Genomic DNA, 26,689 nt, shown 5'->3' on the forward strand with positions numbered 1-26,689 from the left:
ACAACTTCTATTACACATATCCCGTAAAATTAACGTGATATGATAATTTTTATATAACTGTTTTTTTGTAAAGATAACTTTTTTATTAAAACACTTTAAACCAAAAATTAAACTCCATATTTCACAAAATCAGTCAAAAAATATCACACAATAAAAAAAATCAACCTAAAAAAAACACCTCTTATTTATTTCTAAATTAAACAACGAAAACAGCATTTTATCATTATAAAATGTAGCTAAAATTAATTATCTTGCAGAGTTGCGAATTATATAGATGTAATTCTGAGTTTTTCGCAATTTCAAATCCATAATTTTACATTTTAATGGCAAAAAAGATTATTAAAGATTTTTTAGAGGATGTTTTAGATGATTCCATCAAACAGGTTTCTGGTTCTGATGCTGCATTTTTGTATGCTGAATCGCCTTCAAGCCCTATGCACATTGCAACATTAACTATAGTTGAAGACTCTCTTAATTTCGATGATTTTAGAGCAATTGTCGCTTCTAAACTGCATTTAATTCCGAAGTTTAGAAAACGCTTGTTAAATGTGCCTATGAATTTAGATTATCCTTATTGGGTTGATGATCCGAATTTCGATTTGGATTTACACATCAACAGAGTAAAATTACCAAATCCAAGTAATTGGAAAACGTTAAGAGAAATGACTTCTTCCATTTTTAGCAGTCCATTAGATTTACGCAGACCTTTATGGTCTATGACTTTTATTGAAGGTTTAGACGAAGTTTCTCAAGTACCAAAAGGTTCTGTAGCTGTTGTTTGCAAAGTACATCATGTTATGATTGATGGCAGTTCTGGAGTTGGAATTATGGGAATTTTGTTTGATAAAGATTTAAATGACAAAAACAAAGAAATTCCGAAACCAAAACCTTTTGATCCGGACGAATTGCCAGATGAATTAAGCTTGTTATTAAAAAGCTCTCAAACCTTTTTTAAAGATCCTTTAAGGATCCCAAAATTGGTGGGTGAAACTGCTTTTTCATTTATCAAAGGAAATATACAAACACAATTTAGTTTAAAAAAATCTATAAAAAACACGTTTTCTACACCAAATACTATTTTTAATAACTCTGTGTCTCCTAAAAGAACTTGGGGAACTGCAATTTTATCTTTCGATAGAATTAACACACTTCGTAAAATAATGAATGTTAGCATTAACGACATTATTTTAACAATTTGTGCAGGAGGAATTCGAAAATATTTGGCTGAAAAAGAAAAATTACCTGTGCAACCTTTGGTGGCAAATGTGCCAATTTCTATTCGTGTAAAAGGCGAAAAACAGGAAATGAATAATCAAATTTCTAATATGTTGGTTCGAATTGCAACGCATATTAATGACCCAATTGAACGTTTAGAATATATTCAAGAACAAACCAATAGAGGCAAAACAAGACATAAAGCTGTGGGTGCAAAAGCATTGGCAAAAATGGCAGATGCTGTTCCTTTTGGCTTGGCAAATTTAGCTGCAGGTTTGTACACAAAATATAATATTAAAGAATTTCACAGACCTCCTTTTAATGTGACTATTACCAATGTTCCTGGACCACAAATGCCTTTGTATTTAAGAGGTCATAAAATTTTATCCATTTTTGGATTAACTCCAGTTTTAGATGGTTTTGGGTTGATCATTGCTGCTTTTAGTTATAATGGTTTGGTTTCTATAACCACAACTTCGGATGCTAAAACAATGCCAGATGCAGATAAATTTTCGAGATATATTAGAGAGTCTGCCAACGAATTAGAAGAAATTATTTTAGCAAAAGGCAAGCAAAAAGAGACCACAAATCCTCAGAAAATTAGAAGTACAGCCTTTTTTACAAACCTTAAAAAGTTTATAAATAGTGATGAAAAAATCAAAAAAAATCATTCGGGTGTCTATGATTTTGAGTTGACTTTGGGAGAAAATAAAGTGAATTATCAACTAGATATTTCCGAAAAAACAGTTGCTGTTCGCAAGAAAAAAGCAACGAAACCTTTAGTGAAAATAGAAATTGATGATGAAAATTTACTCAACTTACATAAAAAACAATTATTGCTTGATGAAGTAATGATTCAAGGAAGAATTAAATTGATAGGCACAAAGAGAAATTCTGATAAATTCTTTAAACTTTTATCACAAGTATTAGAAAATAATTAATGTCGGCGATTACACATACATATCAATCTTTTGATGATCAAACCATTTTTTATTATCAATGGAAAGCAAAAGAAAGTGTTCCTTTTAAAGGAATTGTACAGGTTTCTCATGGAATTGGCGAACATGCAGGAAGATATAAATCGATTGCAAAAAAATTATGTAAACAGGGTTATGAAGTCTATGCAAATGATCATAGAATTCATGGAAAATCATCCAAAAGCAACGAATATTTAGGCTTTTATGATGGTGAAGATTATTTTTCTGACGCCATAAATGATATGCGAAAACTAACTGAAATCATCAAAAAAGAGCATCCCAATAAAAAAATAATTTTATTAGGTCATAGCATGGGTTCTTTGTTAAGCAGAGAATATGCTACACTTTATGGTGATGATTTACAGGCGTTAATTTTATCTGGAACAGCTGCTTTTATGAAAGGTTTGGGTTCATTTGGATTGATAAGTACTGAGTTTTTTAGCAAATTAAATGGACAACATAGAAGTAATGAAATCTTAAAAAACCTATTTTTTCATCAATTTAATAAGTATTTTAAACCCAACAGAACAAAGGTAGATTGGATTAGCAGTGATGAAAAACAAGTGGATAAATTCGAAAAAGATCCTTTAAGAATTGAAGATTTTTCTCTAGGTGTTTTTAGAGATATTTTAAAAGGAACTAAAAAAGTAAGCAAATTAGAAATTTTTGAAATTACGCCTAAAAATTTACCAATTTATATTTTTTCTGGGGATAAAGATCCTGTTGGAGAAATGGGAAAAGGCGTAAAAAAAGTCGCTAAAAATTACAAAAAAGTTGGTGTGCAAGATGTAACACTAAAATTATACGAAGGAGGCAGACACGAAATGTTGCATGAAATCAACAGAAATGAAGTAGAAAAAGATTTATTAAAATGGCTAAATGAGCATATTAAAGCCAAAAACTAACTTATGGAAAGTAACAAAATAGTATATACAGCTTTTACAAAATTTGCGGTTGCAATTGCAGTTTCTCAAGGAGCAACTTTGCCACAAGCAAAAAAAATTATTACCAAAAGTTTCGAAAGACATCCTTATTTTAAACACGTTTCAAAAATTATTAAAAAGGTAAAGCTCGACAAGGAAAACTTAAACATTTTAAGCAATCAATGTATTTCTATTTGCGAAGATTTTGGACCTGATAGAGATTATATAACCTTAGTGTTGTTATTAGAAAAAATATACAAAAACGAGGAACTTCAAAAAATTGAAAAAGATACAATTTCGAACATCATCAATAATTTTAAAGTAGAAATAGATAGGATAAATGCAAACATACCTCCTCCTCCACTTTTTAATGTTTTGCTAGAAACTAGAGCTGTTACAGAATGGACTTCGATGTTTTGGTTGTATCCATTTATTCCGAAACATAAAAGTAAAAAAAGCAAACCTATTTTATTAATGCCACCTTATTTAGGGAATGACAATTCTACAATTTTTGTAAGAAAATATTTAAAATCGATTGGTTTTAAAACCTATAAATGGGATTTGGGCGTGAATATGATCAACTCAAAATCGCTCCCAAAATTGATTGAAAAACTCGATGAAATTTACGAAAAACATCAAGAAAAAGTAAGTTTAGTTGGCTGGAGTGGAGGTGGACTTTTCGCCAAAATAATTGCCAACAGATATCCAGAAAAAGTGGAACAATTAATAACCATTGGTTCTCCTGTTTGGGGCGTAAAAAATATGAAAACGCCAATTATTAAAACATTAGAGTTTGTGAGAGGTGCTAAATTAAGAGAACGAAATCTGAAATTTATCAAGGAATTAGAAGAAATTCCTAAAGTGCCAATTACGTGTATTTATACAAAAACAGATGGTTTAATTCCTTGGAAAAACTGTATGGAAGCAGAAACTTTTAGAGATGATATTAAAAATGTAGAAGTTTTTGGAAGCCATTGTGGAATGGGCGCAAATGCAACTGTTTTGTTAACAGTGGCAAATGCATTGAATTCAAATCTTGAAAAAGTGCAAGAAAAAACAATCATTGAAAAAGTTGAGACGTTGTTTTATCCTCAGTTTTGGGAACAAAAAGGAGTATCAAAATTTACTAATTTATTTTTTAATTAGCATATGGAACACAATTTACAGAACATCATCAAGAATGCTAAATTTCAAGAAAAATTAGCTTCAATTGCAGTTGAAGAAAAATTGGAGCTTTCTGAAGTGCAGAAAAAAGGTGCAGCATGTATTGCAGAATTGTATTCGCAACAACATCCAATAGCCAATTTGTTGTCTGTAAAAGGGTTTCAATTTATGATGTCTAAAGCTTATAACAATAAGATAGATGTAGATCCTAAAGAAATTAAAAAATTAATGAAATTGATGCGCCAAAATTCGGTTGCATTTATTTTAACACACAAAACCTATTTAGATACTGTGGTTTTAGTAACCACTTTAGCACAATATGGCATGCCAATTCCCTATACTTTTGGGGGCATCAATTTAGCCTTTCCTGGCTTTAAACAATTGGGTAAAAATTCGGGTTTAATTTTTATCAGAAGAAGTTTTAAAGACAACCAAATTTACAAAGCAGCTTTAAGACATTATATTTCTTGTATAATAGAAAATGGCGATCATTTAACCTGGAATATTGAAGGAACACGTTCAAGAACTGGGAAAATTGTCTATCCACAAATGGGGATTTTAAAATACATTATGGAAGGTGAAAAAGAAAGCACCAGAAATATAAAATACGTTCCTGTATCTATTGTCTATGATTTGATTCCAGATGTAAAACAGATGACAGAAGAAGGAAAAGGAGGTGAAAAAAAATCTGAAGATGTAAAAGCATTTGTAAAATATTTTAGAAAATTAGGCAACGAATATGGCAAAGCTGCCATACGTTTTGGAGAACCTGTAGAAGCAAGTTCGCATCAAAACGCCATTATTCCAGATATTGAAGAAGATAGTTATTCAGATAAAAATACCTTGCCTCGTTTTGCTTTTGAATTGATTCATAAAGCAAACATGATCACTCCTGTAACCACAGTTTCATTGGTTTGTAATGTGTTATTGAACAACTTTGCATTGACAAAAAGTGAAATAGAATTCAGTGTTATTAAAATGATGAATTATATTGAACAGCGCAAAAAAGACGTACTAATTGAACGTGGAAAAAGTATTGGTGCAGCTGTTCAACAAGCGTTGAATTTATTAAAAAGTTCTGGCATTGTTCAGAAAAATAAAGCAGGTTATAAAACCAAATATACATTAGCATCCGCAGAATTTTTACCAGCAACGTATTATGCAAATATGGCATCTGCACATTTGTATCACAGGGCTTTTATAGAAATGGCTTTGGTAAAAATTAAAGACGAAAAAGAGAACAGAATTTTATCTTTTTGGGAAGAAATAATGCGCTTGCGTAATTTATTTAAGTTCGAATTTTTCTATACCAATAAACCACAATTTAGCTCGGAAATTGAAGCCGAATTAAATTTGTTTGATAAAAACTGGAGAGCGATTATCAATAATCCAGAAGGCGATATTGAGAATCTACTTTCCAAACAAGAGTTATTTGTTTCCAAAGGATTGTTATTAATTTATTTAGAAGCCAATAAAGTAGTTTGTAAAACTTTACAATCTTGGGATTTAGAAGACGAATTTGCAGATGATGAATTTATTGAACTTTGTTTATTTAAAGGCAAAGAATTGCATTGGAAAAACAGAATTAGCAGATTAGATAGTGTTTCTAAACCATTTTTAGTGAGTGCTTTGCGTTTAGCAAAAAATAGTAAATTAATTCCTGATGATAAAAATATCGATTTTAAAAGGTTAGATATTTGGATGGATTTATTAGATAATTTAACCAATCGTTTACATTTTCTACAAGAACTAGAAGCGTTAAATAGCAAAAAAACAAATAAAGAAAATACAGATGATGAAAAAGTGCCTGGTGCAGACAGTGAATTTAATACTGTAGATCTTTCTGAAGATGAAGAAGGTCCTCATATTGCAGCATTTTTTGATTTAGACAGAACTTTAATCAATGATTTTTCTGCAAAACAGTTTGTAAAATCACGTTTTTTAAGTGGTAAATCAACCCCCAAAGAGTTGCTTTCGCAATTTGTAACATTAATCGCTTATGCAATTGGAAATCGTGATTTTGAAATTTTAACAAAAATATCAGCAACAGGAATTAAAGGAATTTTAGAAAAACAATTTACAGATTTAGGCGAAGAAATTTATCAAGAATATTTAGCATCCACAATCTACCCAGAATCTAGAACTTTAATTGCATCGCATTTAGAAAAAGGACACCAAGTAGTTATTATTTCTGCTGCAACTCGTTATCAAGTTACGCCCATTGCAAATGCGTTAGGTATTACACAAATTTTCTGTACAGAGATGGAAATAAAAAAAGGGAAATTTACAGGCAAAATTTTAGAAATGTGCTGGTCTGAAGGAAAAGCAAGAGCTGGACGAAAATTTGCAAAAAGCAACCATATAGATTTATCAAAAAGTTTCTTTTATACAGATAGTATTGATGATTTTCCATTATTGGAAATTGTGGGGAAACCTATTGCTACCAATCCAGATAATAAACTTTCGCAACTTGCTTTTGAGAACGATTGGAAAATTCTTCGTTTTAAAGAAAACACGAAAAAACCTTTGGTAAATGGTTTAAGAACTGGTTTGGCTGCTGCAAGTTTATACCCATCAGCATTAAAAGGAATTGTAAAAGGTACATTATCCATGTCTCAAAGAGAAGGAATTAACACAACAATTTCTAGTATTGGAGATTTAGGAACTAAATTGGCTGGTTTAGATATTAATGTAAAAGGTAAACATAATTTAGTAGATCATAGACCTGCTGTTTTCTGTTTCAATCATCAATCTTCTGCTGACTTTTTTGTCATTTTAAAATTACTAAGAAAAGATGTTACAGGAATCGCAAAAAAAGAATTAGAAATGACACCTTTTGGACCTATTTTTAAAGCAATGGGTGCTATTTTTATAGATAGATCTGATAAAAAGAAAGCATTAGCTTCTATGAAAAATGCTGCTGAAATTCTTAAAAACGGAACTTCTGTAGCAATTGCTCCAGAAGGTACAAGAAGTGGTTGTAAAGAACTAGGTATTTTCAAAAAAGGAGCTTTTCATTTGGCAATGAAAGCGGGTGTACCAATTGTGCCAATAGTCATTAAAAATGCATATATGGCAATGCCAAAAGGCAGTAAAATGTTTAGTCCAACGCACATAGAAGTGGTGGTTTTAGATCCTGTTGATACTTCTGAATGGAAACCAAAATTAATAGATTCTTATGTAGAAGAAGTCAGAAATTTGTTTGTAAAAGAGTTAGAAAATTAATTAAATAAGATTCCTAGAAGCGTAGCTTTTAGATTCCCATTAAAATGTTATTCTCATGAAAATGAGAACCTAAAAAAAATATTTATGAAACTACAAGTAGGCTTATTAGGTGGTGGTTCTTGGGGAACTACTGTTGCATCATTAACTGCAAAAAATGCAAAAACGATTCTTTGGGCAAGAAATCAAGAAACTGTAGATGAAATTAACAATCATCATACAAACGAGAAATATTTACCCGATGCAAAATTAACATCGAGTTTAAGAGCATCAACATCCATAAAAGAAACTGTAGAAGATGCAGATGTAATTGTAATGGGAGTTCCTGCTCAAGTTTTCAGACAAGTTTTAACAGAAGCAAAACCATATATAAGACCTTGGGTGCCCATTATTAATTTAGCGAAAGGTTTAGAAATAAGCACAAAAATGCGCATGACAGAAATAATTGAAGAAATTATGCCTGGACATCCTGCTGGCGTTTTAACAGGACCAAATTTGGCGAAAGAAATCCATTTTGGAAATGCTGCAGCTGCTGTGATTGCTATGGTTGACAAAACAATCGCCTCAAAATTACAAGATGTTTTTAGTTCTGGATTATTCAGAGTGTATACAAATTCTGACGTAATTGGTTGCGAATTAGGAGGTGCTTTAAAAAATATAATAGCCATTGCAACAGGAATGGGTGATGGAGCAAATGCTGGTGATAATACACGTGCTGCAATTATTACAAGAGGTTTAGCAGAATTAACAAGGTTGGGAATTGCTATGGGTGGCAAACAACGTACTTTTTATGGCTTGGCAGGAATGGGCGATTTAGTTGCAACTTGTTCTTCTGATAAAAGTAGAAATCATCATGTTGGATTTCAATTAGGAAGAGGAAAAAATTTAGAGCAAATAATTTCTGAAATGAACGAAGTTGCAGAAGGTGTAAAAACTGCAAAAGTTGTTGTAGAACTCGCCAAAGAATATAAAGTTGATATGCCAATATCCAAAGAAATTTATAAGGTTTTGTATGAAGGAAATTCCGTAAATGATGCTTTTAAAGGTTTATTAAGATATGAAGTTGGTTCTGAAAAAGAACCAGGATAGAAATTAAATATTATGACAAAAAAACAAGAACAAAACGCTTCTTTTATGGTTCGTTTTCAACAACGAATTTTTGAAGAAAATGGCGAATCGAAAATACAGTGGAGAGGAAAAGTTACACATGTTCAAGATGGAGATGAAAAACGATTTTCCGACTTTAATGATGCGCTTACGTTTATGCAAAATAAATTAGCAGAATTAACAGAAGAAGCTACCAAACACGAACCACAAGAAAAACAAGAAAGTATTTTAGTCAAAAGTCTTTCTATGTGGAAAACCATTAAAGATGTAGGACCAAAAGTTTTGAGAGATACTCTAAAAGATCCTAAAAAACAGTTTGAACATTTTCAAGATGAAATTCAGGATAAATTAAACACGTTTGGAGAAGAAATATCAGAAAAAGTGCAGATTAATGAATGGCGAAATGCTTCAAGATCTGACTTTAATAAAATTCAAAATCAGATAGAAAGTTTATCCGAAGAAATAAAAAAACTTTCTACAAAAATGGATACCATCAATAAAAAATAAGGATTCCATGTCAGACTTTCTTCAGCAATTAAAAGATTTAAATTCCTTTTATGACAATGCAACAATTCGCATTGAAACATTAGGGAATTTTGTGGTTTGGAGAAATCAACAAAAAATTGATCACAAAGAATGGGGAAGAGATAAAACCATTCAGTTGTTGCAATATTTAGTTTCCAACAGACAAAGGAATTCGCTTCATAAAGAAAAAATTATGGACGGTCTTTGGGAAGATTGGAACGATCGCGATTTTAAAGTGGCTTTGCATGGCATTAATAAAGCTCTAGAACCTGAAAGACCTTCAAGAACTGAACCTGAATTTATTATTAGGCAAGGAATAAGTTATCAAATAGATTTAGAAAAAGTTTGGATTGATGTGGAAGCTCTTGAAAAATATATAATTATTGGTAATGAAGCTTTTAAAAATGATAACTCTATCGCAAAAATTGCTTACAAAAAAGCAATTGAACTCTATAAAGGCTCTTATTTACCTAACAGAATTTACGAAGATTGGACCTCTGAAGAAAGAGAAAAAACACAACTCTTAATTTTGGGAGCTTACATTACTTTAGCAGAAATTTTGGTTGATGAAAATCCTTTAGAAAGCATTCGTTTATCACAAAAAGCTTTGGCAATAGATTCCACTTGGGAAGATGCTTACAGGATTCAGATGAAAGCCTATATTGTGAAAGGAAACAGACCACAAGCTATTAAAACCTATATGAAATGTGAGGTTATTTTAGAGGAAGAATATGGAATTTCTCCTTTGCCTGAAACTAAAAAGTTATTGAAAGAAATTGAGGCGATTTCGTAAAAAAGGAAAACGAATTTCATAGATTTTGAAGATAATTTCTTTTAGGATTACGCTGCTGGTTTTAGACACGAATTTCAATAATTACTCGAATTTGTCTAGCTTTTAATTATACTAATTGTTGATTCTTCTTAAAAGCGATAACATACAGTTTTGTCTTTTCGACGATAGGAGAAATCACATAAAGTTTAATTATTTTCTTGAGTGTGCGATTTCTGCTTTTTTATATGAGCAGTTGTTAATTCGCTGAAAGATTGCTTCACTTTACAAAAAAGTAAACTTCGCAAAGACGAGTATTTAATAATCATCAGTGAAAATCAGTGAAATCTGTGTCAAAAACTCTTCATAACATTTGTGAAATTCGCGTAATTAATGTCTTACTATTTTTGCATCAATTATAGAAATTAGTCTCTCAAAATCAGAAGTGTAACTCATTTGCAACTCTCAAAGTTTAAGTTTGCATCATAATTAAACAATAAAGGTAAAAAAAGATGAAAACTATATCAGCAAAAGACATAAAGAAGAATACTATCAAATTAAATAATATGGCCTTAGAAACTACAGAAAAAGTAGTTTTAAAGTCAATTGATAAAGCCGAAGATTTACAAGAATTCACAGCAAAATCTATAAAGAAAACATTAGATTTTTCTGAAAAACAACAAGGTAAATTATTTAACAATCTTGAAAAAAGCAAGAAAATGATTTGGTCTAATGTAAATAAAGGATTAGGCTTTTTTAGCAAAAACTAGTTTGTAACTCATTTGTAACTTGCGTATTGTAAGTTTGCAGTATCAAAATTAAACAAATTTAAAACATATATTATGGCAACTAAAAAGTCAAAATCAAAAAAAGATAACAAATTAGGAAAAGCAAAAGCAATCGTTATGAAAATAAATAGCGATTTAATTAATGCTTCTTTCAACGCAATTGAAACTACTGTAAAAACAGGAGAAAAATGGCAAAAATTAACTGCAAAATTAGTTAAGAAAGCAGAGCCGTTAACAAAACAACAAATTAATATGGTTGTTGAAACTGCAGAATCTATTAAAGGTCAGTTAGAAAATAGTACTGAACGTTTAAAAACATTGGTAGGTTATGATCCTAAAATGATGGAAAACGCAAAGAAAATGGTAAAAGAAAATCCTTTAGTTGAAAAAGCTGAAGAGATGAAAGATAAGTTTGAAAAAGAAGTAGCTAATAATAAATTAGTAAAAAAGGCAGAAAAAATGTCTGACAAACTTAAAAAAACTATTTCTTCTACCATTGATGAAGCAAAAGAAAAAATTGAAGAATATACAGAAGATGCTTTAAATACTGTAAACGAGAAGTTGGATGATGTGAAACCATCAAAAACAAAAAAAACTACAAAGAAAAAAGTAGTTAAAAAAGAAGTTGTTATTGAAGAGAAAATTGTGGTTGAAAAAACGGAGGTAATTAACGACTTAAAAGTGATCAAAGGAATTGGACCTGTTTTAGAAAAATCTTTAAACGAATTGAACGTAACTTCTTACGAGCAAATTTCTAAAATGACTTTGAAAAATATGGGGTTATTATTAACAGATGCAGGAATTAATGCAAAAATTTACGATTTATCTGGTTGGAAAACGCAAGCTAAATTAGCTTTAAAAGGCGATATGGAAGCTGTGAAAAATTGGGAAAGAAAATAATTTAAAAATTAGACTTTAGTTATTTCGATTTTTTTTATCAGAATTATAAATGACAATTTTTTAAATTTAAATACAGAATTATGAAAACAAAAAATATAGATACTCAAAAAATTACTGCTAAAGTAAATAATGCTTTAGATACTGCTAAAAAATCGTTGAACAAAGCAAATTATTTTGCTTTAAACACAACAGAGGAAGTAGTTACAGAAACAATTACAATTGCTAGTCAATGGCAAAAAGTTACTGAAAAAGCTTTAAAAGGTGGAGTTCAATTATTGGAGAATCAACAAAATTTAATTTTTGATTCTTTAGAAAGCTACAAGAAACATATCATAAACGGAAAAAAGAAATTTAGCAAAGTTTTTGCTTCATAGATGTCCCCTTTTCATAAAAAAAACCAAGTTAAATTTTAACTTGGTTTTTTGTTTTTATATAGGTTGTTTTTCTTAAAACAGGCAAACGTTTCGTATTTTTGTAAGAGAGATTCTACAAGATGAAAAAAAAGAAAAATAGCTCCAAATTAGACATCCTAACTTTATACATGGATTTGGTTTCTGAACAAAAATCGAAACCTGATGATGTTAGTGATTTTTGCGAACAAGTAAATTTAGATGAAGACAATTTCTACGAACATTTTAAGTCTTTAAAAAAAGTTGAAAAGACAATTTTCAATGAACTTTTTAAAAATTCTTTAGAGGTTTTAAATGAAAGTGAAGAGTTTCTTGCTTTTGATGGAAAAAACAAATTACTAAGTCTTTATTTTACATTTTTCGAAAACTTAACACTTAACAGAGAGTATGTAGAAGTGGTTTTAAAAGGATGTAAAAATCAACTAAAATCTTACAAAAGTTTATCTAGTTTAAAAAAGAGTTTTATCGATTTTGTAGATAGTTTGGCCTTGTCTGATAGTATTTTACCAATTGATGGTTTAGAGAAAATACAAACAGGTTTTATAAACCATTCTGCTTGGGTTCAAATGCTCATCACCATTAAATTTTGGTTAGAAGATGAATCTGAATCTTTTGAAAAAACAGATATTTTTATAGAAAAATCAATCAATACCAGTTTCGATATCATAGAGAACAAATTCCTAAAAAATGTTTTTGATTTAGGTAAGTTTGTTTACAAAGAAAAGTTTCAAAAAAACACGGATTAAGGTATGAAAAAAGCAAGCAAAATTCCGATTTCAAAAATTCAAAGAGCCACAAAACTAGTAACAACTGGTGCAAAAGTGGGTGTGAATTATTTAAAATATTATGGTAATAAAATTACAGAATCCGAAGAAACTGCAAGAGAAAAATTAAACCAAGACAATGCAGAAGACATTTACGATAGCTTAAAAGACTTGAAAGGAAGTCCGTTAAAAGTAGCGCAAATGTTAAGTATGGAAAAAAGTATTTTACCAAGAGCGTATGTAGAAAAATTTTCTTTGGCACAATTTTCTGTTCCACCACTTTCTGAAGCATTAGTTTTAAAAACGTTTAAGAAAAGTTTTGGTAAATTTCCATCAGAAATTTATGATGAGTTTGATGTAAAAGCCTATAATGCTGCAAGTATTGGACAAGTTCATAAAGCTAAAAAAGATGGAAAAGAGTTGGCTGTTAAAATTCAATATCCAGGAGTTTCAGATAGTATAAAATCTGATTTAGCAATGCTAAAACCTTTTGTGATTAGAATGTTTAACATGAAAGGCAAAACTTCTGATGAATACTTTTTTGAAGTTCAAGATAAGTTATTAGAGGAAACAGATTATTTTTTAGAAGTAAAACAAAGTCAAGAAATTGTAGACGCTTGTAGTCACATTCCAAACTTGGCTTTTCCAAGATATTACAAAGAATTATCATCTAAGCAAATTATTACGATGGATTGGATGAACGGAATTCATTTATCAGAATTTACAAGCACAAATACCAATCAAGAAAAAGCAAATGCTATTGGGCAAGCTTTGTGGGATTTTTATATGTTCCAGATTCATAATTTGAAAAAAGTACACGCAGATCCTCATCCAGGAAACTTTTTAATTTCTGAAAATGGCGAATTAATTGCCTTAGATTTTGGTTGTATGAAAATAATTCCTTTAGATTTTTACAATCCGTATTTTGTGTTAGCAAAACAAGAAACGTTAGATAATGAAAAACTTTTTGTTGAAAAAATGTTCGATTTAGATATTTTAAGAAAAGAAGATCCAGCAGAAGAATTTGAGTTTTTTAAATCGATGTTTCATGAAATGTTATCGATTTTTACCCAACCTTTTCATGAAGAAGAATTTGATTTTTCCGATCCAGTTTTCTTCGGAAAAATAGCGGAGTTTGGTGAGCGATATTCAAAAAACACAGAATTGCGTTCTTACAACGCAAGTAGAGGATCTAAACACTTTATTTATATGAATAGAACGTTTTTTGGTTTGTATAATTTAATGTTCGATTTAAAGGCAAAAGGAATCAAGATTAATAATTTTAAGAATTTGTAAAATCTTTAGTATTTTCGCATTTCAATTGAGACTTCAAAAGTTTTTTAAAAAAACTTTTGAAGTCTTTAAATATCAAACAAATATGCTTATTATTGGAATTGCAGGAGGAACTGGAAGTGGAAAAACTACTGTTGTAAATCAAATTGTTAAACAATTACCAACAGATGAAGTTTGTGTAATTTCACAAGATTCTTACTACAAAGAAACCCATAATCTTTCTTACGAAGAACGTACAAAAATAAATTTCGATCATCCAAGAGCTATCGATTTTGAGTTGCTAATTAAGCACTTAAAAGATTTAAAAAAAGGAAAAACAATTAAACAACCAGTTTATTCTTTTGTAACTCACAACAGAACAGAAGACTTTTTAAAAACACATCCTAGAAAAGTAGTAATTGTTGAAGGAATTCTTATATTTAACAATGAGGAATTACGTGATCTTTTTGATATAAAAATCTTTGTACACGCAGAAACAGACGAACGTTTAATAAGAAGAGTTCGTAGAGATATTACAGAAAGAGGCAGAGATATTGATGAAGTATTAAATCGTTATCAAAACACTTTAAAACCAATGCACTTGCAGTTTATAGAACCAACTAAAAACTTTGCAGATATTATTATTCCTAATGATAGATACAACACTGTTGCCATTGACGTGGTTAGAAGTGTTATAAATGAGCGCTTATAATGAGTTTTTTCGAACGTTTAAAAAGTAATTCCGTCTTTAAAATCCTTACAAATATTTTTGTAATGATTTTAGTGCCTTTTATTATTTGGATGCTTTTTTTTGATGAAAACTCCTATTTAATTCATCGAAAATTTAATACAGAAATAGAGGATTTAGAAAGCACGATTTCTTTCTACGAAGATAAAATTTCGAATGATAAGGAAACCATCAAAAAATTGCAAGATTCTTTAGAATTAGAACGTTTTGCGAGAGAACAATATTTAATGAAAAAAGAAAACGAAGATATTTATATAATTGAATTTGATACCATAAAAAAATAATGAGTAACTTTCTATTTGATGAATTTGAACCTGTATCTGCAAATGCTTGGAAACAAAAAATTCAAGTAGATTTAAAAGGTGCAGATTATAATGAAACCTTGCTTTGGCAAACTGATGAAGGGATTACTGTAAGACCTTTTTATACGAAAGAAGATAGGACTAATTCACAAATAAATCTACCTAAAAAAGGCTATAACATTTGCCAAACTATTTTTATAGATGATGAAAAAATAGCCAATTCTTTAGCTGTTGATGCCTTAAAAAGAGGTGCAAATGCTATTCAATTCAAAGCTGTTAAAAAATTCGATTATAAAACTGTTCTAAATAAAATTGATGTAAAAAAAACAACAATTTACTTCAAACTTTCTTTTTTAAATGCTGATTTTCAAATAGAACTTTCTAATTTTTGTAATTCAGAAAACACCTTTTTTCAAACAGATATTATTGGCAATTTAGGAAAGATTGGTAATTGGTTTATCAACTTAAAAGAAGACCATAAACAATTAGATAAAATTATTTCAGCAACTCATAATTGTATTTCAATTTCTGGAGATTTATACCAAAATGCTGGCGCTAATTTAAGCCAACAATTGGCATATAGTTTAGCACATGCAAATGAATATCTAAATTATTTTGGTAAAGAAGTAGCTTCTAAAATTCACTTTAATTTTTCAGTTGGCAGCAATTACTTTTTTGAAATTGCAAAATTAAGAGCTTTTCGTATTTTATGGGAATCGCTTTTAAATGAATATGATGTAAAAAATGTAGAGGCTCATATTTTTACACAACCAAGTTTACGTAACAAAACTATTTATGATTATAACGTAAATATGTTGCGAACCACCTCTGAATGCATGAGTGCAATTTTAGGAGGTTCAAACACAATTTCTAATGTTTCTTATGATGAAATTTATCATAAATCAAATGAATTTGGAGAACGAATTTCAAGAAATCAACTCCTAATTTTACAGCAAGAAAGTTACTTAAAAGAAGCGCAAAATTTTGCAGATGGCGCTTATTATATTGAAACAATTACCAATCAATTAGCAGAAAAAGCGTTGGTCATTTTTCAACAAATAGAAAAAGCTGGTGGATTTTTACATCAATTGAAAGCAGGAATCATCCAAAGAAAAATTCAAGAAAGTGCTTCAAAAGAAGACGAAAATTTCAATGATAAAAAAATTGTTTTATTAGGAACAAATATGCAAATCAACAAAGCTGATACAATGAAGCAAGATTTGGAATTGTATCCTTTTGTAAAACAACGAAATATCAAAACAATCATTACTCCAATTATCAGAAAACGTCTTTCTGAAACTGTTGAAAAAGAACGTTTAGACAATGAGTAGAAAAGATGTTTCAAATATAAAATTAGCGAAAAGTGCAAAGCCTAATACAAAAAGCTTTCAGCACGAAGATTTCGTTGCTGGAATTGCTCCGAATTTAAGAGGTCCATATTCAACAATGTACGTTCGTAGACCTTGGACAATTAGGCAATATGCAGGTTTTTCTACTGCAGAAGAAAGCAATGCTTTTTATAGAAGAAATTTAGAAGCTGGGCAAAAAGGATTGTCAGTTGCTTTTGATTTAGCCACTCACAGAGGGTATGATTCTGATCACGAACGTGTGCAAGGAGATGTTGGTAAAGCTGGTGTTGCTATAGATTCTGTGGAAGATATGAAGGTTTTGTTTGATCAAATTCCTTTGGATAAAATGTCGGTTTCTATGACTATGAATGGTGCAGTTTTACCCATTTTAGCTTTTTATATTGTTGCAGCAGAAGAACAAGGTGTTGCTCCTGAATTATTATCAGGAACTATTCAAAATGATATTTTAAAGGAGTTTATGGTACGAAATACCTACATCTATCCTCCTGCTCCATCTATGAAAATTATTGCTGATATTTTTGAATATACTAGCAATAAAATGCCAAAATACAATTCGATTTCAATTTCTGGATATCATATGCAAGAAGCAGGAGCTACTGCAGAAATTGAATTGGCATATACGTTAGCTGATGGTTTAGAATACATTAAAAAAGGAATTGAAACAGGAATGGATATTGATGCTTTTGCACCAAGATTATCGTTCTTTTGGGCAATTGGCATGGATCATTTTACAGAAATTGCCAAATTAAGAGCTGCAAGAATGTTATGGTCCAAAATTGTAAAACAATTCCATCCAAAAAACCAAAAATCGTTAGCTTTAAGAACACATTGCCAAACAAGTGGTTGGTCTTTAACTGAGCAAGATCCTTTTAATAACATTGCCAGAACTACTATTGAAGCAATGGCTGCCGTTTTTGGAGGCACTCAAAGTTTACATACAAATGCATTGGATGAAGCAATTGCTTTACCAACAGATTTTTCTGCAAGAATTGCTAGAAATACACAAATATTTTTACAGCAAGAAACCCATATTACAAAAACAGTAGATCCTTGGGCTGGCAGTTATCATGTTGAAAAATTAACGGAAGATATTGCTAATAAAGCTTGGGAATTAATCAAAGAAGTAGAAGATTTAGGAGGAATGACCAAAGCTATTGAAAAGGGAATTCCGAAGTTACGTATTGAAGAAGCTGCTGCAAAAAAACAAGCAAAAATTGATAGTGGCCAAGATGTAATTGTTGGTGTAAATAAATACAAACTAAAACAAGAAGATCCTTTACATATTTTAGAAGTTGATAATGAAGCTGTTCGTAAATCTCAAATTGAACGTTTAAATCAACTAAAAGCATCAAGAAATTCAGCAGAAGTTGAAAAATGTTTAGTAAATTTAACCAATGCTGCAAAATCGGGTGAAGAAAATCTACTTGATTTAGCTGTAAAAGCAGCAAAGAAAAGAGCTACTTTAGGTGAAATATCTGATGCTTTAGAAGTTGTTTTTGGCAGACATAAGGCTGTGACTAAAACCATATCTGGTGTGTATAGTAAAGAGATAAAAGACGATAAATTATTCAAAAAAGCATCTGAATTAGCAGATAAATTTGCTGAATTAGAAGGAAGACGTCCAAGAATTATGATTGCCAAATTAGGGCAAGATGGTCATGATAGAGGTGCAAAAGTAGTAGCAACTGGATATGCAGATCTAGGTTTTGATGTTGATATTGGACCACTTTTTCAAACACCAGAAGAAGCTACAAAACAAGCTGTAGAAAATGATGTGCATATTTTAGGAATTTCCTCTTTAGCTGCTGGGCATAAAACTTTAGTTCCTCAAGTAATTGCAGAACTTAAAAAACACGGACGAGAAGATATTATGGTGATTGTGGGTGGTGTAATTCCTTCACAAGATTATCAATTTTTATTCGATGCTGGTGCTGTTGGTATTTTTGGTCCTGGAACTAAAATTGCGCAAGCTGCTATCGATTTAATTACGATTTTAATTGATAGTGTAGTTGAGTAGATCTTTAGTAGTATCAAAATCCATTATAAATTAACTTAATCTGCTGATACAGTTAATAAAGATAATTTTTCTTTTTTATCTTTACGTATGGCAAAAATTTTAATTACAGGAGGTACAGGTTTAGTAGGTAGCAGACTTACAAAATTGTTGATGGATAAAAATCACGAAGTTGTAATACTTACCAGAAGTCCTGATGCAAAAAACGAGTATCAATGGGATATTCAAAAGAAAACTATCGATACAAAAGCATTCGAAAATACGGATTATATTATTCATTTGGCTGGAGCTGGAATTGCTGATGAACGCTGGACAGAAGAACGAAAAAAAGTAATTATTGATAGCAGAGTTGAAAGTGCTAATTTACTTTTTGAAACTGTAAAGAAAGAAAACATCAACTTAAAAGGTTTTATTTCTGCTTCTGGAAGTGGTTATTATGGAGCTGTTACAACCGATAAAATTTTTACAGAATTTGACAAAGCTGGGAACGATTTTTTAGGTGAAGTTTGTGAGAAATGGGAAAATGCTGCACATCAATTTAAAGCCTTAAAAATACCTGTAACTATTTTAAGAACTGGTATTGTGTTGTCTGAAAAAGGTGGTGCTTTAGAGAAGATGAAATTGCCAGTAATATCGCCTTTAGGTTCTGGAAAACAATACATGCCTTGGATTCATATTGATGATTTATGTGAAATGTACATCCAAGCTATTGAAAGTAATTTATTGGATGTGTTTAATGCTGTTGGTCCAGAACATCATACAAGTACAACATTTTCTAAAACCTTAGCAAAAAGTATCCATAGACCTTATTTAGGTATTTGTGTGCCTAGCTTTATGCTGAAACTTTTATATGGTGACATGTCTAAAATTCTTTTAGAAGGAAGTAGAATTTCATCAAAAAAAATTGAACAAACTGGATATTCTTTCCAATATGAAACATTGGAAAAAGCTTTAAATAATCTATAAAAGAAAATCCGAGTTAAAAACTCGGATTTTCTTTTGTATTATAATAAAAGGTTACAATCTAAAATGTTGACGTAATATTTAAAGCGACTTCACTCCAAGTTTTAGAAACACCATCTGCACCTGTATGTAACAATTCACATACTTTGTTTAAAGTTCCCAAAGCTTTACCTGCATTCCAATCATTCACATCAATAGTAGCATTCATGCTAAACTTTTTATCAGCAATTGTGTATGTGAAAGGTATGTCTTTTGTTTCGCCATTCATGGTTAATTTTGCGATTCCAGTAGTATCATCTGTAATTATTAATTTCCCAGAAAGCATGTTTGTATCCTCCATGATTCCAAAGAAATTTTTTCTTATTTTAAAATCTCTGCTAGCATCTTTTGTATATAAACTACTAATAGGAATCGAAAATTCGGTGTTATGAATAGCTTCTTTTACAGAGTTTCCTTCACCTCCAGAAAGAACATCAACTTTAGTAAACCAACCATTAACGCCCACTTTTTCTGTAGTTTTATAAGCTACAAAATTAATATCGTTTTCAGCATTTGAAACTGCAAAAGGAGCTGTGCTTTTTTTAGTTTCAACAGCAGGAGTTTCTTTTGAGTCTTCTTTTTTAGCATCAGATTTACAGGCTGAAAAATTAAATACTATTGCTATAAATAAAAATGAAATTATACTTATATTTTTCATCGATTATATTCTTTTGAAATTTAAATTGAGTTCGCTAATTCTATATATTCTTTTTTTGCTTGTTCAGAGCTCATTCCTTTTAATTGCACCCAAGCATTAAATTTAAAAGCACTTCTAACATCTGAACCACTTTTAACTGTAGATTTATTACCAAAATTTGCCTGCTTATAATAAGCATAAAATTTTAGCATAATATCTGGAGCAAGTGCTTTTTTTAATTTTGATATTTTATCAAAAGCAGCTTTATACTCTTCGTCTAAATTGGTTTTATTTTCCTGCGATAATTTGAACACCACCTTTTACTTTATCTCCTAATTTTACATTTACTTTAGTTCCTAAAGGTAAATAAACATCTACTCTAGAACCAAATTTTATAAACCCTGCATCTGTACCTTGCACAACAGTATCACCTACTTTGGCATAATTAACGATTCGCTTTGCTAAGGCACCTGCAATTTGTCTGTATAAAATTTCTCCCATAGAATTATTATCGATAACAACAGTAGTTCTTTCGTTTTCTGTTGATGCCTTTGGGTGCCAAGCAACTAAATATTTACCTGGATGATATTTACTATATTTTATAACTCCACTCATTGCATATCTGGTAACATGCACATTTATTGGAGACATAAAAATTGATATTTGTAATCTTTTATCTTTAAAATATTCTGGCTCTTCAACTTCCTCTATTACAACAACCTTACCATCTACAGGTGCAATTATTGTGTTTTCATCTAAAACTGCAACTCTTTTTGGGTTTCTGAAAAACTGCAATACAATAATTAAAAAAACAATAGCAAAAACTTGAATAGATTTAGTTATCCAAATAATATCAATAAACCTTTCTACTGATAATATAATAGCAATTACAATAATAAAAGTAATGGCAATAATTTTATAGCCTTCTTTATGAAATCGAATCATTTTTAAATAATAAAGTTAATATACAAATATACAAATGGTGCAGCAAACAACAAGCTATCTAACCTGTCTAAAATACCTCCATGACCAGGCATAATATTTCCACTGTCTTTTATGTTTGCTTGTCGTTTAAATTTTGATTCTACTAAATCCCCAATCGTACCAACTAAGGATACAATAACAGCAATAATTAACCAGTTTAAAAGAGAAAAATCTAAATTAAATTTACTAATGACCAAACCTGCAAGTAAAGAGAAAATTAAACCTCCAAAAAGACCTTCTATCGTTTTTTTTGGCGATACTGATGGGAATAATTTATTTTTTCCGAAGTTTTTACCTATTAGAAAAGCAAAAGAATCGTTTACCCAAATAATGCATAAAATACTAATCATTAAATATGGATGAAAACTATTATTATGAAAAGGTAATAAAATTAAAAAACACATAGAAAAAATTATGTATCTTATGGTAGTACCTAATTTAAATCGATCGTTAGTAAATTTTACAGCTTTTTCTGTAAATAACTGATAGATTAAAGATAAAGAAGATAAAATTGTAATTGCTAAAATACCTGTAATTATAAAACTTTCCTGTCTTTTAATCATTAAAAAAAGAACAAAAGGAAAGAAAACATAAGCTGCATAGTTTTTAGTCTTTATCATCTTAGAGAATTCCCAAATAGCTAAAAAACCAAATATTGTAATTAAGACAATATAAGATTCTTGAGAAAAAAGAATGGAAGAGACAAAAATTAAAATGTAAACAATTCCAGAAAAAATCCTTCTTAAAAGGTTGCGCATATTATAAATCTTCTAACAGCAGCAAATATAAGTTTTTTGAGTTATTGTTACCATGGTTTAAAAAATTATCATCATTATTATTAATGTTATAATTTTTTACGGAAGTAATATTGGTAGGTAAGCTACTTTTAAATTTGGATTTAATACCTGTTAAACCTTGACCTGTATCTTTAACTAATTGACTTGTAGTAGCAAAAACAATAAAGTTTTGCGGAAATTCTTTTAATCGAGTACTTTTTAATTGATTTGATGAAAATAAAATATCTCCATTTTCTGCAATTAAATGCTCACAAGAAGTAAGAATAGTTGTGTCTTCATTGTAAGAAGACACAACATTTATACTTTTTTTATCAAATAAAAAATCTAATCTAGTATCTAAAAGGTGAATATCTTCCCAATTATTTTCTGCAATAACTTTTTTAAAATTACTAATTAGTTCTTGCTTATTGATGCTATATAAAAATTTACCACCTTTTTTTACAAAATTATGTACAAAAAGATCATCCAGAGAAAGTTTTACTTCCTGCTTTTTTATTTCTGCATCCTCTTTAGTAGGGAGGTTAAAAAGTTTTTTGAAAAGATTCATTTAATATTATGCTTCAGGTATTTTATCTACTGTAGGAATATTGTCCTCTTTTACAACTTGACCAACCTCTAAATCATTTTCAAAAGGTCTTTTTCCAAAGATTTTTTGTAAATCATCTTTAAAAATAACTTCCTTTTCTAATAATAATTCAGCAAGCACTGTTAATTTTTCTTTATTTTTTGAAAGCAATTCAACAGCTCTTACGTATTGAATTTCTATCATTTTAGAAATTTCTTTATCGATAGTTTTCCCTGTTTCTTCACTATAAGGTTTCACAAAAGAATCGTTTCCTGTAGAATCATAATAAGTAATGTTACCCACTTTATCATTTAATCCATAAACAGTAACCATTGCTCTTGCTTGCTTGGTAACTTTTTCTAAATCGCTTAATGCTCCTGTAGAAATTTTATTAAAGATGATTTTTTCTGCAGCTCTACCCCCTAAAGTAGCACACATTTCATCTAACATTTGGTCTGTTTGCACAATTAGTCTTTCTGCAGGTAAATACCAAGCAGCTCCTAAAGATTGTCCTCTAGGCACAATTGTAACTTTTACCAAAGGTGCTGCATGTTCTAACATCCAACTTACAGTTGCATGACCAGCTTCATGAAAAGCAATTACTTCTTTTTCTTTTGGTGTAATTCTTTTCTTTTTCTTTTCTAAACCACCTACAATTCTATCAACAGCATCTAAAAAGTCTTGATGATGAATTGCTTTTTTACCTTGTCTTGCAGCAATTAACGCAGCTTCATTACACATATTGGCAATATCTGCTCCAGAAAAACCTGGTGTTTGTTGTGCTAAAAATTCAATATTTACATCATCTGCCATTTTTAAAGGCTTAATATGTACTTCAAAAATTTCTTGTCTTTCTCTAATATCTGGTAAATCTACATAAATTTGACGATCAAAACGACCTGCTCTCATTAATGCACTATCTAAAACATCTGCTCTGTTGGTTGCTGCAATAACAATTACATTTACATCTGTTCCAAAACCATCCATTTCTGTTAATAACTGATTCAAAGTATTCTCACGTTCGTCATTTCCACCAGTCATACTATTTTTTCCACGAGCTCTACCAATGGCATCAATCTCATCAATAAAAATAATAGAAGGAGATTTTTGAGCAGCTTGCTTAAATAAATCTCTAACTCTAGAGGCTCCTACACCCACAAACATTTCTACGAAATCTGATCCTGATAAAGAGAAAAATGGTACACCAGCTTCTCCTGCAACAGCTTTCGCTAATAAAGTTTTCCCTGTTCCTGGAGGGCCAACTAGTAAAGCTCCTTTTGGTATTTTACCTCCTAAAGAAGTATATTTATCTGGGTTTTTTAAGAAATCTACAATTTCTTGAACCTCTTCTTTTGCACCTTCTAAACCAGCAACATTTTCGAATGTAGTTTTTACTTTGGTATCTTTATCAAATAATTTAGCTTTCGATTTTCCGATGCTAAAAATTTGACCTCCACCTCCACCTCCAGAGCCTCCTCCAGACATTCTTTTCATAAAAAATAACCATATAGCTATTAAAATGATGAATGGCAAAAAGCTAATAATTGTATCGAAAATACTTGTTCTTTCTTTATTTTCGATGTCTACAATTAAATCTGGTTTTTCTTCTTTTGCTAATTTTATATTTTCTTCAAAATTTCTTTGATCTCCAAAATTATATTCATAAACAGCAGAACCTGGTCTGTAAAATGTTGAATTTGTAAACTCTTTATGCTTTGATTTTTTTAAAGCAGCGTCTGTTAAAAAAATTTGAGCAACATCTTTATTTAAAACAACAATTTTTTCAATATCGTTATCTCTTAAAATTTCGTCAAATTTATTTTTTGAAATACTTTTAGAAGCTAAATCTCCACTACTAAAAAATTGCATAGCTATAATAGCTATTAGTACTGCTCCATAAATCCAATAAGAACTAAATTTAAGTTTTGGTAAATTCGATTTGTTGTCTTTATCTTTATTTTTATCACTCATATGTTATAAAATGAATAGGATTAAACTGGGTTAATTTCGGTGATTTTTGCATCACCCCAAAGGCTTTCAATGTCATAATAATCTCTAACATGCTTTTGAAAAATATGAACCACTACATTTACGTAATCCATTAAAACCCATTCAGAGTTTGTTTGTCCTTCAATATGCCAAGGCTTGTCTTTTAGTTCTTTACTAACTACTTTTTGTACAGATCCAGAAATTGCATTTACTTGTGTATTAGAATTTCCTGAACAGATAATAAAATAATCGCAAACCGTGTTTTCTATCTCTCTTAAATCTAAAAGTTGAATATTTTCTCCTTTTACATCGTCTATACCTTTTATAATCAAAGAGATTAATTCGTCTATGTTTACTTGCTTTTTTGCCATTAATTGTATTCTCTAAATTTTTACAAAGTTATTATATTTTTGCGAGTATTATGTGTAATTTTGAACTACTTTACACATTATTTAACAGTTGAAATTAATCAAACTTAATGCCATTGCTTCTACTAGTTCTTTTTTAAAAGAATTGGCTCAAGATTCTCCGTTAGAAAACTATACAGTTGTAACGACTAACGAGCAAACAAATGGACGAGGACAACAATCCAATTCTTGGGTTTCTCAATCTCATAAAAACCTTACTGTTAGTGTATTTATAAAAGATTTTGATTTAACTATTAATCAACAAAAATACTTAAATTTTGCGATTAGTTTGGCTGTTTTTGAAGTGCTTCTTGAAGAAGAAATTCCAAAACCAACAATCAAATGGCCAAACGACATTATGTCAGCAAATAGTAAAATTTGTGGAATTCTCATCGAAAATAGTATCAAAAATCAAAAAATTTATGCGACAATTGTTGGTATTGGACTAAATATTAATCAAACTGAATTTCCAGATTCTTTAAAAAATGTAACTTCTTTAAAGAAAATAAAAGGCATCGACTTTAATCTTAATGAACTTCTTTTAAAGTTGATTGAAAAAATTAAGGGAAAAATACAGCTTTTAGCATCCAAAAAATATGATGTTTTGGAAAATGAGTATTTACAAGTTTTATACAAAAAAAACATCCCAACTATGTTTAAAGATAGTAGCGATGTTTTGTTTATGGGTATAATTTCTGGAATCTCTGCTTCTGGAAATCTTCTTGTTGAATTAGAAGATGAAACCATTAAAGAATTTGGAATTAAAGAAATTTCTTTAGCTTAAATTTTCTGTAAATTATCCGTTAACGTTTCAATAAAACTATTCAAAGGTCTTTTAACCATCATTGCCATCATTGCATTAAATTTTCCGTTAAATTCTAATTGAACTTCACTTGAAGTATCATTAATTGCAGTAATATTTGCCACTAACTGAAAATCTAATTTGCTACTTGCAGCTCCTAATGTAATGTTAGAATATTCTGTAGCATCTTTTAAAACCAACCTAATTTCTGGCATTCCTTTTAAACCAAATATGAAAGAATCTCCATCAACTTCAAATTTTTGGATAGATGCTGGCATTAATTGCTCAAAATTCTTTAAATCTGATAAAAACTCGAATGTTTCTTTTTGAGATTTATTTACAATTACCTTATTACCTTCTATATTCATTTTGGTTTATTTATTTTATTTATTGTCTCCACTCACTAGGATTTGCTCTCCATTCTTGCAAGGTAAGCAATTCTTTTTCAGAAATATAATTACTATCTAAAGCTTGCTCTAACAAGTCTTCGTAGTTACTTAATGTTTTTAAACTGATGTTTTTCTCCTTAAAATTTTTAGTAGCAACATCAAATCCATAAGAAAATATTGCAACCATTCCTTTTACAACAGCACCAGCTTCTTTTAGAGCAGCAACAGCATTTAAACTACTATTTCCTGTACTAATTAAATCTTCGATGACCACCACATTTTGGCCACGTTCTAAATGCCCTTCAATTTGGTTTTTTCTACCATGAGATTTTGGTTCTGGCCTAACATATACAAAAGGTACACCTAATTCTTGTGCCACTAAAATACCAATTGCAATTGCACCTGTTGCAACACCTGCAATAACATCTGGCTTACCATATTCTAATTCTGTAATTTTAGCAATTTCTTCTTTTAAAAATACACGAACAGAAGGATAAGATAGTGTTATCCTATTATCACAATAAATAGGAGATTTCCAACCAGAAGCCCACTGAAAAGGATCGTTTGGATTTAATTTAATAGCTTTTATTTGCAATAAAAGTTCAGCTGTTTTTTTTGAAGTATCTTTGTTCTTAACCATGTCGCAA

Annotated in this window: 27 protein-coding genes; 18 read left to right on the forward strand and 9 right to left on the reverse strand. The window is 30.0% G+C overall.

What is annotated here, in order from left to right:
- Nucleotides 1–323 precede the first annotated feature (323 nt).
- From LPB03_RS06585 to LPB03_RS06665, 17 genes are all read left to right on the forward strand, one after another.
- Nucleotides 324–2,156 carry a WS/DGAT/MGAT family O-acyltransferase gene (locus LPB03_RS06585; RefSeq protein WP_065318679.1) on the forward strand — a complete coding sequence of 611 codons (1,833 nt, stop codon included), beginning with the start codon at nt 324–326 and terminating at the stop codon, nt 2,154–2,156.
- Nucleotides 2,156–3,097 carry an alpha/beta hydrolase gene (locus LPB03_RS06590; protein ID WP_065318678.1) on the forward strand — a complete coding sequence of 314 codons (942 nt, stop codon included), beginning with the start codon at nt 2,156–2,158 and terminating at the stop codon, nt 3,095–3,097. Before LPB03_RS06585 ends, LPB03_RS06590 begins: the two co-directional genes overlap by 1 nt.
- Nucleotides 3,098–3,100: 3 nt before the next feature.
- On the forward strand, nt 3,101–4,261 hold the full coding sequence (locus tag LPB03_RS06595) for an alpha/beta fold hydrolase (RefSeq protein ID WP_065318677.1): 1,161 nt from the start codon (nt 3,101–3,103) through the stop codon (nt 4,259–4,261).
- 3 nt (nt 4,262–4,264) lie between these two features.
- Nucleotides 4,265–7,504, forward strand: a complete 3,240-nt coding sequence (locus tag LPB03_RS06600; protein WP_065318676.1) for an HAD-IB family hydrolase — start codon at nt 4,265–4,267, stop codon at nt 7,502–7,504.
- An 84-nt stretch (nt 7,505–7,588) separates the two neighbouring features.
- Nucleotides 7,589–8,590: an NAD(P)H-dependent glycerol-3-phosphate dehydrogenase gene (locus LPB03_RS06605; RefSeq protein WP_065318675.1), complete on the forward strand. Its 1,002-nt coding sequence runs from the start codon at nt 7,589–7,591 to the stop codon at nt 8,588–8,590.
- A gap of 12 nt (nt 8,591–8,602) precedes the next feature.
- Entirely contained in the window at nt 8,603–9,115 is a 513-nt protein-coding gene (locus tag LPB03_RS06610) for a hypothetical protein (protein ID WP_065318674.1), read from the forward strand.
- A 7-nt stretch (nt 9,116–9,122) separates the two neighbouring features.
- Entirely contained in the window at nt 9,123–9,926 is an 804-nt protein-coding gene (locus tag LPB03_RS06615) for an AfsR/SARP family transcriptional regulator (protein WP_065318673.1), read from the forward strand.
- A 488-nt stretch (nt 9,927–10,414) separates the two neighbouring features.
- Nucleotides 10,415–10,672 (forward strand): hypothetical protein, encoded by a 258-nt coding sequence (locus tag LPB03_RS06620; protein ID WP_065318672.1) that lies wholly within the window; start codon nt 10,415–10,417, stop codon nt 10,670–10,672.
- Between the two features lie 72 nt (nt 10,673–10,744).
- A complete protein-coding gene (locus LPB03_RS06625; protein ID WP_065318671.1) occupies nt 10,745–11,590 on the forward strand; it encodes a helix-hairpin-helix domain-containing protein in 846 nt (281 codons plus the stop codon).
- An 80-nt stretch (nt 11,591–11,670) separates the two neighbouring features.
- On the forward strand, nt 11,671–11,964 hold the full coding sequence (locus tag LPB03_RS06630) for a hypothetical protein (protein ID WP_065318670.1): 294 nt from the start codon (nt 11,671–11,673) through the stop codon (nt 11,962–11,964).
- Nucleotides 11,965–12,083: 119 nt separating this feature from the next.
- A complete protein-coding gene (locus tag LPB03_RS06635) occupies nt 12,084–12,746 on the forward strand; it encodes a TetR family transcriptional regulator C-terminal domain-containing protein (RefSeq protein ID WP_065318669.1) in 663 nt (220 codons plus the stop codon).
- Nucleotides 12,747–12,749: 3 nt separating this feature from the next.
- Nucleotides 12,750–14,060, forward strand: a complete 1,311-nt coding sequence (locus LPB03_RS06640) for an ABC1 kinase family protein (RefSeq protein ID WP_065318668.1) — start codon at nt 12,750–12,752, stop codon at nt 14,058–14,060.
- 82 nt (nt 14,061–14,142) lie between these two features.
- Nucleotides 14,143–14,748 carry a uridine kinase gene (gene udk, locus LPB03_RS06645; protein ID WP_065318780.1) on the forward strand — a complete coding sequence of 202 codons (606 nt, stop codon included), beginning with the start codon at nt 14,143–14,145 and terminating at the stop codon, nt 14,746–14,748.
- On the forward strand, nt 14,748–15,068 hold the full coding sequence (locus LPB03_RS06650) for an FtsB family cell division protein (protein ID WP_065318667.1): 321 nt from the start codon (nt 14,748–14,750) through the stop codon (nt 15,066–15,068). The genes udk and LPB03_RS06650 overlap by 1 nt, the downstream gene beginning before the upstream one ends.
- Entirely contained in the window at nt 15,068–16,417 is a 1,350-nt protein-coding gene (locus tag LPB03_RS06655) for a methylmalonyl-CoA mutase subunit beta (RefSeq protein ID WP_065318666.1), read from the forward strand. Before LPB03_RS06650 ends, LPB03_RS06655 begins: the two co-directional genes overlap by 1 nt.
- The gene (scpA, locus tag LPB03_RS06660; RefSeq protein ID WP_065318665.1) at nt 16,410–18,473 is read left to right on the forward strand and encodes a methylmalonyl-CoA mutase; all 2,064 of its coding nucleotides are present in this window, start codon (nt 16,410–16,412) and stop codon (nt 18,471–18,473) included. The genes LPB03_RS06655 and scpA overlap by 8 nt, the downstream gene beginning before the upstream one ends.
- An 87-nt stretch (nt 18,474–18,560) precedes the next feature.
- The gene (locus LPB03_RS06665; protein ID WP_065318664.1) at nt 18,561–19,436 is read left to right on the forward strand and encodes a TIGR01777 family oxidoreductase; all 876 of its coding nucleotides are present in this window, start codon (nt 18,561–18,563) and stop codon (nt 19,434–19,436) included.
- 58 nt (nt 19,437–19,494) lie between these two features.
- On the opposite strand, the gene LPB03_RS06670 is transcribed toward LPB03_RS06665, so the two are convergent.
- From LPB03_RS06670 to rsfS, 7 genes are read right to left on the reverse strand one after another with little or no spacing between them, the layout of a single operon-like run.
- Nucleotides 19,495–20,130 (reverse strand): YceI family protein, encoded by a 636-nt coding sequence (locus LPB03_RS06670; protein ID WP_065318663.1) that lies wholly within the window; start codon nt 20,128–20,130, stop codon nt 19,495–19,497.
- Nucleotides 20,131–20,150: 20 nt separating this feature from the next.
- A complete protein-coding gene (locus LPB03_RS06675; protein ID WP_065318662.1) occupies nt 20,151–20,423 on the reverse strand; it encodes an acyl-CoA-binding protein in 273 nt (90 codons plus the stop codon).
- The gene (locus LPB03_RS06680; RefSeq protein WP_065318661.1) at nt 20,398–21,054 is read right to left on the reverse strand and encodes a phosphatidylserine decarboxylase family protein; all 657 of its coding nucleotides are present in this window, start codon (nt 21,052–21,054) and stop codon (nt 20,398–20,400) included. The genes LPB03_RS06675 and LPB03_RS06680 overlap by 26 nt, the downstream gene beginning before the upstream one ends.
- A 2-nt stretch (nt 21,055–21,056) precedes the next feature.
- Entirely contained in the window at nt 21,057–21,851 is a 795-nt protein-coding gene (locus LPB03_RS06685; protein WP_065318660.1) for a phosphatidate cytidylyltransferase, read from the reverse strand.
- A 1-nt stretch (nt 21,852) separates the two neighbouring features.
- Nucleotides 21,853–22,437 (reverse strand): hypothetical protein, encoded by a 585-nt coding sequence (locus LPB03_RS06690; RefSeq protein WP_065318659.1) that lies wholly within the window; start codon nt 22,435–22,437, stop codon nt 21,853–21,855.
- A 6-nt stretch (nt 22,438–22,443) separates the two neighbouring features.
- Nucleotides 22,444–24,426 carry an ATP-dependent zinc metalloprotease FtsH gene (gene ftsH, locus LPB03_RS06695; protein ID WP_065318658.1) on the reverse strand — a complete coding sequence of 661 codons (1,983 nt, stop codon included), beginning with the start codon at nt 24,424–24,426 and terminating at the stop codon, nt 22,444–22,446.
- 20 nt (nt 24,427–24,446) lie between these two features.
- On the reverse strand, nt 24,447–24,815 hold the full coding sequence (gene rsfS / locus LPB03_RS06700) for a ribosome silencing factor (RefSeq protein ID WP_065318657.1): 369 nt from the start codon (nt 24,813–24,815) through the stop codon (nt 24,447–24,449).
- A gap of 88 nt (nt 24,816–24,903) precedes the next feature.
- On the opposite strand from rsfS, the gene LPB03_RS06705 reads away from it, so the two are divergent.
- Entirely contained in the window at nt 24,904–25,635 is a 732-nt protein-coding gene (locus LPB03_RS06705; protein WP_065318656.1) for a biotin--[acetyl-CoA-carboxylase] ligase, read from the forward strand.
- On the opposite strand, the gene LPB03_RS06710 is transcribed toward LPB03_RS06705, so the two are convergent.
- Together LPB03_RS06710 and pyrE are read right to left on the reverse strand one after the other, a co-directional pair.
- On the reverse strand, nt 25,632–26,021 hold the full coding sequence (locus tag LPB03_RS06710) for an orotate phosphoribosyltransferase (protein WP_065318655.1): 390 nt from the start codon (nt 26,019–26,021) through the stop codon (nt 25,632–25,634). The two genes, LPB03_RS06705 and LPB03_RS06710, sit on opposite strands and share 4 nt — an antisense overlap.
- 19 nt (nt 26,022–26,040) lie before the next feature.
- A complete protein-coding gene (pyrE, locus tag LPB03_RS06715) occupies nt 26,041–26,682 on the reverse strand; it encodes an orotate phosphoribosyltransferase (RefSeq protein WP_065318654.1) in 642 nt (213 codons plus the stop codon).
- Between the last annotated feature and the right edge of the window lie 7 nt (nt 26,683–26,689).

The organism is Polaribacter vadi (genome assembly GCF_001761365.1).
Taxonomy (GTDB): Bacteria; Bacteroidota; Bacteroidia; order Flavobacteriales; family Flavobacteriaceae; genus Polaribacter; species Polaribacter vadi.

Bases quoted from the DNA above. Each gene is read 5' to 3' on its own strand.
- LPB03_RS06585 (WP_065318679.1), top strand. From the start codon at position 324: ATGGCAAAAAAGATTATTAAAGATTTTTTAGAGGATGTTTTAGATGAT.
- LPB03_RS06590 (WP_065318678.1), top strand. From the start codon at position 2,156: ATGTCGGCGATTACACATACATATCAATCTTTTGATGATCAAACCATT.
- LPB03_RS06595 (WP_065318677.1), top strand. From the start codon at position 3,101: ATGGAAAGTAACAAAATAGTATATACAGCTTTTACAAAATTTGCGGTT.
- LPB03_RS06600 (WP_065318676.1), top strand. From the start codon at position 4,265: ATGGAACACAATTTACAGAACATCATCAAGAATGCTAAATTTCAAGAA.
- LPB03_RS06605 (WP_065318675.1), top strand. From the start codon at position 7,589: ATGAAACTACAAGTAGGCTTATTAGGTGGTGGTTCTTGGGGAACTACT.
- LPB03_RS06610 (WP_065318674.1), top strand. From the start codon at position 8,603: ATGACAAAAAAACAAGAACAAAACGCTTCTTTTATGGTTCGTTTTCAA.
- LPB03_RS06615 (WP_065318673.1), top strand. From the start codon at position 9,123: ATGTCAGACTTTCTTCAGCAATTAAAAGATTTAAATTCCTTTTATGAC.
- LPB03_RS06620 (WP_065318672.1), top strand. From the start codon at position 10,415: ATGAAAACTATATCAGCAAAAGACATAAAGAAGAATACTATCAAATTA.
- LPB03_RS06625 (WP_065318671.1), top strand. From the start codon at position 10,745: ATGGCAACTAAAAAGTCAAAATCAAAAAAAGATAACAAATTAGGAAAA.
- LPB03_RS06630 (WP_065318670.1), top strand. From the start codon at position 11,671: ATGAAAACAAAAAATATAGATACTCAAAAAATTACTGCTAAAGTAAAT.
- LPB03_RS06635 (WP_065318669.1), top strand. From the start codon at position 12,084: ATGAAAAAAAAGAAAAATAGCTCCAAATTAGACATCCTAACTTTATAC.
- LPB03_RS06640 (WP_065318668.1), top strand. From the start codon at position 12,750: ATGAAAAAAGCAAGCAAAATTCCGATTTCAAAAATTCAAAGAGCCACA.
- udk (WP_065318780.1), top strand. From the start codon at position 14,143: ATGCTTATTATTGGAATTGCAGGAGGAACTGGAAGTGGAAAAACTACT.
- LPB03_RS06650 (WP_065318667.1), top strand. From the start codon at position 14,748: ATGAGTTTTTTCGAACGTTTAAAAAGTAATTCCGTCTTTAAAATCCTT.
- LPB03_RS06655 (WP_065318666.1), top strand. From the start codon at position 15,068: ATGAGTAACTTTCTATTTGATGAATTTGAACCTGTATCTGCAAATGCT.
- scpA (WP_065318665.1), top strand. From the start codon at position 16,410: ATGAGTAGAAAAGATGTTTCAAATATAAAATTAGCGAAAAGTGCAAAG.
- LPB03_RS06665 (WP_065318664.1), top strand. From the start codon at position 18,561: ATGGCAAAAATTTTAATTACAGGAGGTACAGGTTTAGTAGGTAGCAGA.
- LPB03_RS06670 (WP_065318663.1), bottom strand. From the start codon at position 20,130: ATGAAAAATATAAGTATAATTTCATTTTTATTTATAGCAATAGTATTT.
- LPB03_RS06680 (WP_065318661.1), bottom strand. From the start codon at position 21,054: ATGATTCGATTTCATAAAGAAGGCTATAAAATTATTGCCATTACTTTT.
- LPB03_RS06685 (WP_065318660.1), bottom strand. From the start codon at position 21,851: ATGCGCAACCTTTTAAGAAGGATTTTTTCTGGAATTGTTTACATTTTA.
- LPB03_RS06690 (WP_065318659.1), bottom strand. From the start codon at position 22,437: ATGAATCTTTTCAAAAAACTTTTTAACCTCCCTACTAAAGAGGATGCA.
- ftsH (WP_065318658.1), bottom strand. From the start codon at position 24,426: ATGAGTGATAAAAATAAAGATAAAGACAACAAATCGAATTTACCAAAA.
- rsfS (WP_065318657.1), bottom strand. From the start codon at position 24,815: ATGGCAAAAAAGCAAGTAAACATAGACGAATTAATCTCTTTGATTATA.
- LPB03_RS06710 (WP_065318655.1), bottom strand. From the start codon at position 26,021: ATGAATATAGAAGGTAATAAGGTAATTGTAAATAAATCTCAAAAAGAA.
- pyrE (WP_065318654.1), bottom strand. From the start codon at position 26,682: ATGGTTAAGAACAAAGATACTTCAAAAAAAACAGCTGAACTTTTATTG.